The sequence below is a fragment of the Massilimicrobiota sp. An134 genome (assembly GCF_002160815.1).
Classification (GTDB): domain Bacteria; phylum Bacillota_I; class Bacilli_A; order Erysipelotrichales; family Coprobacillaceae; genus Allocoprobacillus; species Allocoprobacillus merdigallinarum.
The window spans coordinates 161,622-175,090 of record NZ_NFLH01000001.1 but is presented as its reverse complement, the minus strand read 5'-3'; the positions used below and the strand labels follow the sequence as shown (position 1 = coordinate 175,090).

13 protein-coding genes are annotated in these 13,469 nt (G+C 31.2%); 12 read left to right on the top strand and 1 reads right to left on the bottom strand.

The genetic code is table 11. From position 1 onward, the window contains the following. Positions 1–18: 18 nt before the first annotated feature. The 11 genes from B5E79_RS01015 to B5E79_RS00965 all read left to right on the top strand — a co-directional run bounded on the left by B5E79_RS01015 (position 19) and on the right by B5E79_RS00965 (position 11,086). Complete coding sequence (locus tag B5E79_RS01015) at positions 19–915, top strand: DegV family protein (RefSeq protein WP_087296637.1); 897 nt, start codon at positions 19–21, stop codon at positions 913–915. Positions 916–1,079: 164 nt separating this feature from the next. Then, a complete protein-coding gene (locus B5E79_RS01010; RefSeq protein WP_087296636.1) occupies positions 1,080–3,650 on the top strand; it encodes an ATP-dependent Clp protease ATP-binding subunit in 2,571 nt (856 codons plus the stop codon). Positions 3,651–3,741: 91 nt separating this feature from the next. Next, positions 3,742–4,488, top strand: a complete 747-nt coding sequence (locus B5E79_RS01005) for an RsmE family RNA methyltransferase (RefSeq protein ID WP_087296635.1) — start codon at positions 3,742–3,744, stop codon at positions 4,486–4,488. Beyond that, positions 4,476–5,246, top strand: a complete 771-nt coding sequence (locus tag B5E79_RS01000) for a hypothetical protein (protein WP_087296634.1) — start codon at positions 4,476–4,478, stop codon at positions 5,244–5,246. Before B5E79_RS01005 ends, B5E79_RS01000 begins: the two co-directional genes overlap by 13 nt. Before the next feature lie 11 nt (positions 5,247–5,257). Continuing rightward, entirely contained in the window at positions 5,258–6,565 is a 1,308-nt protein-coding gene (gene mtaB / locus B5E79_RS00995) for a tRNA (N(6)-L-threonylcarbamoyladenosine(37)-C(2))-methylthiotransferase MtaB (protein ID WP_087296633.1), read from the top strand. Next, positions 6,552–8,033, top strand: coding sequence for a UDP-N-acetylmuramoyl-L-alanyl-D-glutamate--2,6-diaminopimelate ligase (locus B5E79_RS00990; RefSeq protein WP_087296632.1), 1,482 nt, complete (start codon positions 6,552–6,554; stop codon positions 8,031–8,033). Before mtaB ends, B5E79_RS00990 begins: the two co-directional genes overlap by 14 nt. Next, positions 8,005–8,652 carry a deoxyribose-phosphate aldolase gene (gene deoC / locus B5E79_RS00985; protein WP_087245928.1) on the top strand — a complete coding sequence of 216 codons (648 nt, stop codon included), beginning with the start codon at positions 8,005–8,007 and terminating at the stop codon, positions 8,650–8,652. Before B5E79_RS00990 ends, deoC begins: the two co-directional genes overlap by 29 nt. Positions 8,653–8,767: 115 nt before the next feature. Next, positions 8,768–8,950, top strand: a complete 183-nt coding sequence (gene rpsU / locus B5E79_RS00980; protein ID WP_087245930.1) for a 30S ribosomal protein S21 — start codon at positions 8,768–8,770, stop codon at positions 8,948–8,950. 64 nt (positions 8,951–9,014) lie between these two features. Next, a complete protein-coding gene (locus B5E79_RS00975; protein ID WP_241147423.1) occupies positions 9,015–9,212 on the top strand; it encodes a YabP/YqfC family sporulation protein in 198 nt (65 codons plus the stop codon). Further along, positions 9,193–10,158 (top strand): sporulation protein YqfD, encoded by a 966-nt coding sequence (locus B5E79_RS00970; protein ID WP_087296630.1) that lies wholly within the window; start codon positions 9,193–9,195, stop codon positions 10,156–10,158. The genes B5E79_RS00975 and B5E79_RS00970 overlap by 20 nt, the downstream gene beginning before the upstream one ends. After that, entirely contained in the window at positions 10,118–11,086 is a 969-nt protein-coding gene (locus B5E79_RS00965; RefSeq protein WP_087245937.1) for a PhoH family protein, read from the top strand. Before B5E79_RS00970 ends, B5E79_RS00965 begins: the two co-directional genes overlap by 41 nt. Before the next feature lie 68 nt (positions 11,087–11,154). On the opposite strand, the gene mutY is transcribed toward B5E79_RS00965, so the two are convergent. Then, entirely contained in the window at positions 11,155–12,183 is a 1,029-nt protein-coding gene (mutY, locus tag B5E79_RS00960; protein WP_087245752.1) for an A/G-specific adenine glycosylase, read from the bottom strand. A gap of 57 nt (positions 12,184–12,240) precedes the next feature. Here mutY and B5E79_RS00955 point away from each other — a divergent pair, with 57 nt between their 5' ends. Next, positions 12,241–13,428, top strand: coding sequence for a deoxyguanosinetriphosphate triphosphohydrolase family protein (locus B5E79_RS00955; RefSeq protein ID WP_087296629.1), 1,188 nt, complete (start codon positions 12,241–12,243; stop codon positions 13,426–13,428). Positions 13,429–13,469: the final 41 nt, after the last annotated feature.

Below are 13,469 nucleotides of genomic sequence, written 5' to 3'. Positions count from 1 at the left end.
TGGAAAAGAGGAATAAGAATGTATCAGATAGTTTCAGATGGTTCATGTGATTTAGATCAGTCATTGATGAATCAGTTTCATATTCATGTTGTTCCATTTTATATAACAACAGATAATGAACACTATCAAAAAGAAAAAGAAGATTTAGAAGTGCATGAATTTTATCAATTTATGGTTGATCATAAAGATGTTTTTCCTAAAACTTCGATGCCTTCTATTGAAGATTATATAAAAACTTTTACACCTATCCTGGAAAATCAGGAAGATATTATATGTATATGTATTACGACTAAATTTTCTGGTTCCTATAACAGTGCCATGAATGCGAAAATGATATTAGAGGAAAAATATCCTGAACGTCAAATTATGATTATTGATGCTACTGTGAATACTGTTTTACAAGGTTTACTGGTTATTGAGGCTGCCCAAATGAAAGAAGCTGGCTATCAATATGACGAAGTGATTCAAAAAATTGAAAATATCAAATCGTCAGGACGTATTTTCTTTACGGTTGGAAATTTTGAATATCTCATTCATGGTGGACGAATTGGTAAAGTTGCTGGAGTTGCAGCGAAAACATTAGGAATTAGACCTTTAATTGTACTTCATGATGGTGAAATATTTGCAATGGGTGTTACACGTGGACGTGAAAAATCTAAAAAGAAAGTTCTTGACCATACTGTAAAATATTTTAAAGATAACCAGCTTTCACCAAATGATTATCGTTTTTGTGTTGGGTATGGCTATGATCAACAAGAAGGAGAAAAGTTTAAAGAAAGCTTGCAAGAGGTGATGTTACAAGCTTATCCAGACTTCCATGAACCTATTTTAATTCAACAAATTGGCGCTACAATTGGTGTGCATACGGGACCATATCCAATTGGTGTGGGTATTTTAAAAAAATATGATCTTTAGGAGAAATCCTAAAGATTTTTTATTTGAATAAGCTAGGTTATTCATTATAAAAACAATATTTGAATTTTAATAAACATTTTAGCACTTCGGGGTTGACAGTGCTAAAAAACATGGTATACTATAATTAGCACTTGGGTATAATGAGTGCTAAAGGAGTGATGAAGATGAATATAGAAAAATGGACAACAGCTATGCAGGAAGCTATGCAAAAGGCCATGCAACAGACTTTAGGAATGTCTTGTCAGGTTGTTGATGTTGAAGATTTTTTATTAGCATTATTGGAAGATACAAGTGGTATTTTATATCGTGTGCTATCAAAAGCAAATGTCAATATTCAACAGTTAGAAACATTTTTAAGAAATAAACAACAACAAAAACCAAGAGTCAATGGTGTTGATGAAAGTCAATTAAGAATATCATATGATTTGAATCAATTGTTAATAAAGGCTCAAAAAGTGATGAGTGATTATAAAGATGAATATACAAGTGTTGAACATTTGATTATGGCAATGTTTGAAGTGCAATCAACATTTATTCAAGATTTGATTAGACAATATCATTTAAATAAAAAAGAATTAGAAAAGATTATTCAGGAAATGCGAGGTGGAAATATGGTTAATAATCCACAACCAGAAAATCAATATGAAGTTTTAACAAAATATGGTAGAGATCTTATTCAAGATGTTAAGGATGGAAAATTAGATCCTGTTATTGGTCGTGATGAAGAAATTAGACGTGTTATTCAAATCTTATCACGTAAAACAAAAAATAATCCTATTTTGATAGGTGAACCAGGTGTTGGAAAGACTGCTATTGTTGAAGGATTGGCATGGCGTATTTTTAAAAATGACGTGCCTGTCAGCTTGCAAAATAAGACTCTTTATGAACTTGATTTAGGAGCTTTGGTAGCAGGTGCTAAATATCGTGGTGAATTTGAAGAAAGATTAAAAGCTGTATTAAATGAAATTAAAAAATCTGAAGGAAATATCATTTTATTCATTGATGAGATTCATCAGCTTGTTGGAGCTGGAAAAACAGATGGTGCTATGGATGCAGCTAACTTATTAAAACCAATGTTAGCACGTGGTGAACTTCACTGTATTGGAGCAACAACGCTAGATGAGTATCGTATGTACATTGAAAAAGATGCTGCTTTAGAAAGACGTTTCCAAAAAGTTCAAGTTGATGAACCAGATAGTGACGATACAATTGCGATTTTACGTGGTTTAAAAGATAGCTTTGAATCTCATCATGGTGTTCAGATTACAGATAGTGCCATTGTGGCAGCTGTGAATATGAGTGAACGTTATATTACTGATCGTTTCTTGCCAGATAAGGCTATTGATTTGATTGATGAAGCATGTGCATCTGTACGTATGGAAATTGATTCTTTACCAGAAGAATTAGATGTTATCACAAGAGAAAAGAATCGTTTGGAAATGGAACGTATTTCTATTGAAAAAGAAGATAAAAATGCAGATAATGAAAAACGTCTAGATGAAATTAAGAGTCGTATTGCTTCATTAGATGAACAAGTAACAGGTTTAACAGATAAATGGAAAGAAGAAAAGAAAGCTTTAGATCATATTAAAGAATTAAAAGATCAAAAAGTGAGATATGAAGCCCTTAAAGATAAATATGAAACTGAAGGTAATTTAGAAGAAGCTTCAAAAATCAAATATGAAACATTACCTCGTATTAATAAAGAAATTGCTAATTATCAATCACAAGAGTCTGATGATGCTTTATTACAGGAAAAAGTAACAGTTGATACAGTCAGTGAAGTTATTGCTAGATGGACAGGTATTCCTATTCATAAATTGATGGAATCTGAAAGAGAAAAATTATTACATCTTGATGATATTTTAAGAAAAAGAGTTATTGGACAGGATGAAGCGATTGAAAAAATCTGTGATGCTATTTTAAGATCACGTGCTGGAATCAATGATGAAAACCGTCCAATTGGTTCATTTATGTTCCTTGGGCCAACTGGAGTAGGAAAAACAGAAGTTGCAAAGAGTTTAGCAGAACAATTATTCGATAGTGAAAAGAATATTGTCCGTATTGACATGAGTGAATATATGGAAAAATTCAGTGTTTCTCGTTTGTTAGGAGCTCCTCCAGGTTATGTTGGATATGAAGAAGGTGGCCAATTAACGGAAGCTGTTAGACGTGCGCCTTATAGCATTGTTTTATTGGATGAAATTGAAAAAGCCCATCCTGAAGTCTTTAATGTTTTGCTTCAAGTCTTAGATGATGGTCGTATTACTGATTCTAAAGGCAATGTTGTTAGCTTCAAAAATACAATCATTATTATGACATCTAATATTGGCTCACAATATTTATTACAAGGTAATAATGAAGAAACAAGACATGAAGTTGAAATGGAATTAAAAGCTCATTTTAAACCAGAATTCTTGAATCGTATTGATGAAATTGTCATGTTCAATTCATTAGATAATCAAGTTGTTTATAAGATTATTGATAAATTTATTGCTCAGCTTTCTAAACGTCTAGAACAACAAAATATATCAGTTCAAGTGAGTGACGGGGCTAAAGAAGAAATCGCAAGAGAAGGTTTTGATCCTACTTTTGGAGCGAGACCACTTAAACGTTTCATTCAGGGACATATTGAAACTTTAGTTGCCAAAGAAATGATTAAAGGTTCTATTCAAAAAGATGATAACATTACGATTGATTATCAAAATCAACAATTTATGATTAGAAAGTCATAAGAGTGAGAAGGTTAGTAGAGGATTGACTTTACTAATCTTTTTTTCTTTTTATATTCAACAAAATGTGATAGAATAGCCAAAGGAGGAAGTTATGCAAAGATATTTTATAGATGCTCAAAATATAGAGGGATCATTCATACATATTGACCCTTATAATCATAAACATATGCAACGTGTCATGCGATATCATCAAGGTGATCGAGTGATTTGTATTTTACCAGATCATCATGTTTATATATATGAAATTATAGATATTGAAAAAGGAATACTTCAACAAAAAGAAGAGCTCATAGAAAATAATGAACTGGATGTTGAAGTGACTTTAATCTATGGCTTACCTAAAAATGATAAATTTGAATGGGTTCTTCAAAAGGCTACGGAATTAGGTGTTCATAGAATTGTTCCTTTTCTATCACAAAGAAGTATTATTAAAACGGATGAAAAATCTTTTGAAAAGAAAAGAGAACGTTATACTCGTATTTTAAAAGAGGCAAGTGAACAATCTTGTCGTCAGACAATACCTGAGTTGACTTCACTTATGAAAATATCACAGTTAGAGAAATATTTAGGCGATGTCAATTTAGTTGCCTATGAAGAAGAAAGCAGAAATGGTGAAAAATCACTTTTAGCAAAAACGCTTCAAAAAGATTATCACACTATAACAATTATTGTAGGACCTGAAGGTGGTTTTGATGAAAGTGAAATTCAAAAGATGAAAGAGCTAGGTGTTCAGGCCTGCTCGTTAGGAAAAAGAATTTTACGTAGCGAAACAGCCCCGTTATATATGTTAAGTGTTATTGGATTTAGTAGGGAGTTGATGTCATCATGGGATTTATAGAAAGTTTAAATAAAATAGGGGTGGAAATTCCTCTTGCTAAAACACAATTATATCAAGAAATAGAAAGTCATCGTTCTTTTTTTGAAAAGATGGGCTTATCTTCAAAGATCAAGACTGATTTTGATTTGCTTTCATATGAAATTATATATCGAGGTTTATTAACGCAAAATCAGATTGAAAATATTTATGAGGGATTTTTAAATCAACATTATGATTTATTGGATTATTTAAATTATGATGAAAAACAAAAGATGTTTAATAATGATATTGCTGGAGTTTTAGAAACGGCTCCTCATTTCCAGGATTTACAGAGTCAAGTCATGATTTATATTCCTTATTTAGAACCATTTGTCAATCAGCGTTATACTCATGATTATCAAATGTTGCTATTAAAACAACATCGTGAATATATACAAAATTTTAAAGTGAATCTTCATACACCAATTGATATGTATGGTTATTCTATCTTTCGTACAGGTTTTTCTTCTTTGGAGAATGTATACGAAGATCAAAGACATGTTTGCTTTTATTTTGATCCGCTTAAAACCATTTATATCTTTAAAAAAGATAATCATGAATTTTTGAATAAAGTTATTATTCAAGACGATAAAGCTCAATGTGAAGTTCGTATTGAAGATATTCAAAAGATTGCATATGATATTGAAAATTATTTGTATCTCGATTGTTTAGAAACATTGAAGGATTTAGAATATATTTCTTTAAAGAATTATAAAAAAATTATAAAAAAATATAAATAGAAAGGATTTTTATGAAAAAAGTTGCTTTTTTAACATTGGGTTGTAAAGTGAATACTTATGAATCAGAAGCGATGCTGAAGCTTTTTTGTGATGCGGGATATGAAAGTGTAGATTTTAAAGAACAGGCAGATGTTTATGTCATTAATACATGTACTGTTACAAACACTGGAGATTCTAAATCTCGTCAGATGATTCGTAAAGCTATTCGTCAAAATCCTCAAGCTACAGTATGTGTTGTAGGATGTTATAGTCAGGTTGCAAGCCAAGAAGTTGGAAAAATTGAAGGTGTTGGAGTTGTTTTAGGAACTCAGTTTAGAAATCGAATTGTGGAATTTGTTGAAGAATACCAAAAAACGCATCAGACTGTTATTCATGTTGCTGATGTTATGAAATTATCTCGTTTTGAAGATCTGGATATTGATGAATTTACGAAAAACACAAGAGCCTTTTTGAAAATTCAGGATGGATGTAATAATTTTTGTACATATTGCATTATCCCATACGCGAGAGGACGTATTCGTTCAAGAGATAAGGATAGCGTTTTAAAACAGGCTCAAAAATTAGTTGATCATGGTTTTGTAGAAATTGTTCTGACAGGAATTCATACGGCAGGATATGGACAAGATTTTGATAATTACAGCTTTTATGACTTATTGGTAGATTTAACAACAAAAGTGAATGGTTTAAAGCGATTAAGAATTTCTTCAATTGAAATGAGTCAAATCACTCATGAAATTATAGATCTGATTGCTACATCACCTATTATCGTTGATCATCTTCATATTCCTATTCAGTCTGGATGCGATAAAATCTTGAAAAAAATGAATCGTCATTATACGACTGATGAATTTGCATCAAAGATGAAAGAATTAAAAGAAAAATTACCAACCTTATCTATAACAACTGATGTTATTGTTGGTTTTCCTGGTGAAACTGATGAAGATTTTGAATCCACATATCAGTGGATTAAAGACATGCATTTTAACCAATTGCATGTTTTCCCATATTCACCTCGTCAAGGGACACCGGCTGCCAAAATGAAAGATCAGGTAGATGGAAATGTTAAACATCAAAGAGTGAAAGCGTTGATGGATTTATCGCATCAGCTCCTTCATGAGTTTGCCAGCCAACAGATTGGACAGACTTTGAATGTTTTAATTGAAGAAGCTGATGGGGATTATATGATTGGTCATGCTTCTAATTATTTGAAAGTTAAAACGAAGTTACCATTGGATTCAGTAGGACATATCTATCCTGTTTTTATTGAAGAATGTCAAGATACAGAATTGATAGGAAGTGTTGTGAGTGAAGAAAATTAATGAATTATTTGATGTTGAAGAAGATTTTAAGATTCGTTCCATTCATAGTGATTCACGCTATGTAGGAAGAGATTCTATTTTCTTTTGTATTGATGGTTTAAGTGTAGATGGACATAAATATATTGAAGATGCTATATTTCAAGGGGCAAAATGCATTGTTTACTCTAAACCTTTAACATTTAAGCATAAGGATATTTTATATATCAAGGTTGATAATGTTTTAGATGAATTGAACAGAGTTGCTGATTTATTTTATGATCATCCTAGTTATAAAATGACGGTGATTGGTATAACTGGTTCAAGTGGAAAAACAATTGTTGCCTTGATGATTAAAAATGCTTTATCACAATTTTTAAAAATGGGATATATTGGGACAAATAATATTGAATATGCAGGTATTATTGAACAGTGCCCATATACAACACCAGAAACTATTTTTTTACAAAGACATTTAAATGATATGGTGAAAAAAGATGTTAAAGGTGTAACATTAGAAGTATCAAGTCATGGTTTGGCTTTGAAAAGAGTTGATAGTGTTCATTTTGATATTGCTGTTTTTACAAATGTTTATGAAGAACATTTGGATTTTCATGGGACGATAGAGAATCTGATGGCTTCTAAAGCTAAGCTTTTTTCCTTGTTAGATGAAAAAGGTTATGCTATTTTAAATACAGATGAAGTTCGCTTTTACACTCTTGTCAAAGACTCTATCAAAAGTCATGTTCTGACTTATGGTATTGAACATAGAGCAGATGTCATGGCTAGAAATATAGAGTTATTTATTGATCATAGTGAATTTGATTTACAGGTTCATGATGAATTACATCATGTCTCAGTTCCTGTTTTAGCTCGTTTTAATATATCGAATATTCTGGCTGTTGTAACATCTTTATTAGCGCTAGAAATGCCGATTATGCAAATTATTGATATGATTGAACATATTCAAGGTGTTGATGGACGTATGGAATTATTAAGTCATCCATATCCTTTCCATGTTATTGTGGACTATTGTCAACATGCGAAAAGTTATGAAAAGGTATTTCAGTTTGCTCAACAAGTGAAGAAAAACGGAAGAATTATTGCTGTTTTTGGAGCACCAGGAAAGAAGAATTATAATAAAAGGCAAAAAATAGGGAAATTAGCGAATCAATACTGTGATCAGGTTATTTTGACGGCTGAAGATAATCGAGATGAAGATATTCAGGATATCTGCTTAGATATTCAAAAATATATTGAAAAACCTGTAAGTGTTATTATTGAAGATCGTCGCATTGCTATTGAACAGGCAATTGAAATTGCAAATCGTGATGATATTATTTTGATTCTAGGGAAAGGACATGAACAATTTATGGCTTCTGCAATTGGTAATGATCCTTATCCTGGAGATAAATATGTTGCTTTAGAGGCAATTCATAAAATCTTTAAAGGAGAAGAAGATGATGGAAAAGAAATGGAACAAATTTATTGATCACACATTATTAAAAGCGAATGCAACAAAAGATGAAATTACGCATTTGTGTGATGAAGCAAAACAATATGATTTTGCTTCAGTATGTGTTAATCCAGTATGGGTATCTTATTGTGCAAAATACTTAGCAGATTGCGATGTGAAAATCTGTACAGTTATTGGATTTCCACTAGGAGCTAATACTTCAGAAGTGAAAGCATTTGAAGCAAAAAATGCTATTGAAAATGGTAGTGATGAAATTGATATGGTTATTAATATTGGGGCGTTAAAAGCTGGTGATATTGAAACTGTATATAAAGATATTCAGGCTGTTGTTGATGCCAGCCAGGGACGTTGTGTAAAAGTGATTATTGAAACTTGTTTATTAACTGATGAAGAAAAAGTTTTAGCTTGTCAACAGGCTATGAAAGCAAAAGCAACTTTTGTCAAAACATCAACAGGATTCTCAACTGGAGGAGCCACTGTTCATGATGTTGCATTGATGAAACAGACAGTTGGTGAACAATGTGAAGTCAAAGCAAGTGGTGGAGTGAAAACTTATCAGGATATGCAAGATATGATTGATGCTGGAGCAACACGTATTGGAACTTCATCAGGAGTTTCGTTGATGAAACAGTAATAAATGAAAAAAATGAAAATATCAAGTGGGAATTATATAAAAAAACTTGATTTTCTGTTATTATCAATGTATAATAACGCATGTATTTGGTATTAGTAAAGGGGGGAAGTTCAATATGGCAAAAACTGTAGTAAGAGAAAATGAATCATTAGATGATGCATTACGTCGTTTCAAAAGACAAGTTTCTAGAACAGGTACCCTTGCAGAAGCTCGTAAAAGAGAATTTTATGTTAAGCCTGGTTTAAAACGTAAAATGAAATCAGAAGCTGCTAGAAAAAATAAAGGTAAACAAAGATAAGAAGAACTTTTGGTTCTTCTTTTTTGTTTTGTATCATATATTCCACTGAGGTGGTATCATGCTGATGATTGATAAGGAACGTCTTTGTATTTATGATTATCATGAAGTTTTGATGATGGATATACATTTTTTTAAAATTCAGATGCCCGATTACAATTTGATTATTAGAGGAGAAAATCTACAGATTGAATATTATGATCAAAAGGAAATTCGACTTCATGGTCATGTGAAAGTGATTGAATATGATGAAAATAGGGTATGATAAATATAGTGTAGATGAGTCATTAATTTATTCATTATTGATTTATGCTAGAGACAAAAAATTAAAATTAATACATTTACAAAAAAAGGACTCTCAATTTCTATTTTATCTTCCTGTTTATCAAAGATATATTTTAAAAAGATGGGATTATCCATATCAGTATATTGAGACCATTGGCTTATTGAAATATATCTTTTTCTTATCACGACAGCATTTAAATTTTATTGGAGTGCTTTTTTTCTTCATCAGTATTTTTGTTTCATCTTATCTTATTTTTGATATCCAAATTGAAGGAACATTACCTGAGGTCAATAAGAGCATGATGAAAACTTTACAAAAAGAAAATATAGATTTGTTAAAACCGCTTCAAAGCTATGAGAAATTAAATGATTTATTGCTGCAATTTAAAGATATATATAAAGAGAAAATTGAATATATGAATATCTATCAGACAGGTAGTGTTTTTCATATTGAATATACGAAACGTCGACAAGAAACAGTCAAAAAAGATGATTATCGTAATTTATATGCCAAAGAAGATGGCATGATTCAATCGTTAGATGTTAAAAGTGGTCATATTCTTGTCAAGAAAAATGATTATGTTAAAAAAGGTGATTTGCTTGTTGAAAACACAATCATTTCAACCCAAAATAAAACAAAGATTATTCCGGTAGAAGGGCATGTTTATGCTTATACTTTTCATCAGTATGAAGCGAGTCTGCCTAATAAAAAACAAGATTACGGAGAAGCCTTTTATCAGCTTTTATTAAATATTCGTGCTCAGATACCAACAGAAGCTGTTATTGATAAAGAAAATGTTTTACAAATGACAAGTACACGTAGTAAAATAACGTTAAAGATGCATTATACTCTTATTGAAGATATTGCAGTCAAAGGAGAAGACAATGAAGAAAATCTTAAAGCTAGAAACATGCACAATGGATGAAATATCAAGACTTTTAGGTCAGCAGGAAGAAAATATACATTTATTAGAAGAAGCCATGCAATGTGAAATGATTGTTCGTGGTGATGAGATTGTTTTAAATGATACAGAAATCAAAAATCAGGAAGTTGAAGATATGATTCGTACTTTACTGACTTTAGTTAAGCAAGGAAAAACAATCAGTCAACGTGATATTATCTATTCTTTGAATTTAGCTAAAAATCATCAGTTGAATATGATTGATGAACTTTATCAGACAAAAATAGCAAGGACAACAAATGGAAAATTGATTTATCCAAAAACTTTAGGTCAGAAAGAATATTATAATGCTTTAAAGCGTAATGATGTTGTTTTTGCGATTGGTCCAGCAGGGACAGGAAAAACATATATGGCAGTTGTTTTTGCTGTTCAGGCATTAAAGAATAACGAAGTTCAAAAAATTGTTCTGACAAGACCGGCAGTGGAGGCGGGTGAGAGTCTGGGATTTTTACCAGGGGATTTAAAAGAAAAGGTGGATCCATATTTAAGACCTCTTTACGATGCTTTATATGATATGTTAGGTCGTGAAAAGACAGAACGCTTTATTGAAAAAGGCATTATTGAGATTGCACCACTTGCTTATATGCGTGGACGTACTTTGGAAGATGCCTATGTGATTTTGGATGAAGCACAAAATACGACTGATGCACAGATGAAAATGTTTTTAACTAGACTTGGTTTCCGTTCTAAGATGATCATTACAGGTGATATTACGCAAATAGACTTACCAAAAGGTGTAGGTAGTGGATTGAAAAAAGCTTTGCATATTTTAAAAGATGTCAAAGGTATTCGTTTTGTCTATTTGACAGCCTTAGATGTTGTTAGACATCCTGTTGTGCAGAGAATTATAGAACGTTATGAAGAAGATGAAAAAAGTGAAAATATCAATTAAATACTGATGAAAATCAGTAGTTATCCTATAATAAAAAGTGGTTCACACATTGTACCACTTTTTATTGCTTATTCGATTGTTTTTAAATAATGCTTTAAAACTTTTAAATGTGCCGTTGAAACAGGAAGCTGTGAAATATCATTTAAACTATATAATGATGACAATGGTTTGGAAATTGTAAAATGATAGATATGCATATGCCATGTACGATGCGTAAAAACATGTTTAACCTGACCATGATATGAAACAAGAGATAATGATATATGATACTGTTTTTCAAATTCTTCAATAAAGCGATAGGGGCTTTCCAACTCGTATTGAATAAAACCATATAAATTTTCTAATAATCCGGCAGGATTTTGAATCATGACATATTGATTTTGATAAGTAATAATGCCAGTTATGTAATTGAGTTCTTTATGTTTGATATTTTTTATAGAAATAGGTAATACTTTCTGTTGTCCAGATTGTCTGGCTTTACAAAAGGGGGCAATAGGACAAATTTCACATTGTGGATTTAAAGGACGACAAATAGTGGCACCAAGATCCATTAAACCTTGATTAAAGGCAGAAGCATCATAACCAATCAATAAATCGTTCACAATATGAAAAATATTCTTTTGGGCCTTTGGTAAGGCAATATTTTCAGTTAAGGCATATAATCGTGAGATAATTCTTAACACATTGCCGTCAATGGCAGGAGTAGACAATCCATAAGCAATAGAACAAATAGCTCCAGCAGTATAAGGACCAATCCCTTTGAGTTTTAAGATATCTTCATAGGTGTCAGGAAACTGTCCGTCATATTTTTCGCAAATCAGTTGTGCAGTTTCATGAATATGTTTAGCTCGACGATAATAACCAAGACCTTCCCATAATTTATAAACTTCTTCTAAAGAGGCACTAGCCAATTTATCAATAGTATCAAACGTTTGAATAAAACGTTTATAATAGGGAATGACTGCTTCGGTTGTTGTTTGTTGTAACATAATTTCACTAATCCATATATAGTAAGGATTTGTGGTTTCTCGCCATGGAAATTGGCGATGGTTGTGGTTATACCATGAAATTAAATTATTTTGTATATTATTTTGCATCAAATCACCATAAGTATTATACTATAAAAAATAAAAAAAGAAAAAGGATGTGATTTCATGAAAGCTCAAGATCAAATTATTCATGATTCTTTAAGAGAAACAAAATTAGCAGATGAAAGATTGTCTCCTTATGCAACATGTAATAGTGATTGTATTAAAGTGAAGAATACAAAAAAGAAAGCCAAAGAATTTGATATTCGCTGGCCTTTTGAAGAAGATATTGATCGTGTTTTATATTCTAAAAGTTATAGCCGTTATGTCGACAAGACACAGGCATTATCCTTTTTTAGTAATGTTCACATTACTAAGCGTTCTTTACATGTCCAGTGGGTATCACGTATAGCAAGACAGATTGGTAGAGGTTTAAATCTGAATTTAGATTTAATTGAAGCTATTGCATTAGGACATGATTTAGGTCATGCGCCATATGGACATGTAGGTGAAAAAGCTATTAATGATTGTTTAGAAGAAAGAGGATTTGGCTATTTTACGCATAATGCGAATAGTGTTAGAAATTTACTGTTTATAGAAAGAAATGGAATCGGATATAATGTATCTTTACAGGTCTTAGATGGAATCTTATGCCATAATGGTGAGATTCTTTCACCTATATATAAACCAGATAGTCATAAAACAATTGAACAGTTTTGGGAAGAATATGAAAAATGTTGGCATGAGAAAGATTATTCTTTTAAGATTTTGCCAATGACATTAGAAGGATGTGTTGTTCGTATTTCCGATGTTATTTCATATGTTGGTAAAGACATTGAAGATGCAATTAAGGTAGGTATTATTTCTATAGATGATTTACCATTAGAAGTGGTTCAAGTATTAGGTAAAGATAATAAAGCCATTATTAATCGTTTGATTGGTGATTTGGTTATTCATAGTTATCATAAACCATATTTAGAATTTTCAAAAGAAGTCTTTCATGCCTTAGAAATTCTCTTTACATTTATTTCAACACATATTCATCATCATCCCACAATATTGAAAGAAAACGAAAAATTAACACGAATGGTGAAAGAATTATATGATATTTTATATGATGATTTCATATACCGTCATTATCCTCAAAAGGGTATATGTGCTCATGTTTCAAAAATGACAGAAACTTATCAGCAATCTCCTGGTGAGTTGATTGTCAGTGATTATTTATCTGGAATGACAGATAGCTATGCTTTGCGTTTTTATGAAGAACGTTTCTTACCACGACAACATGGGGAAATGATAGAAGACTATTAAAAAAATTGTACTTATCTTAAAAAAGTGATAAGATAAAAGAA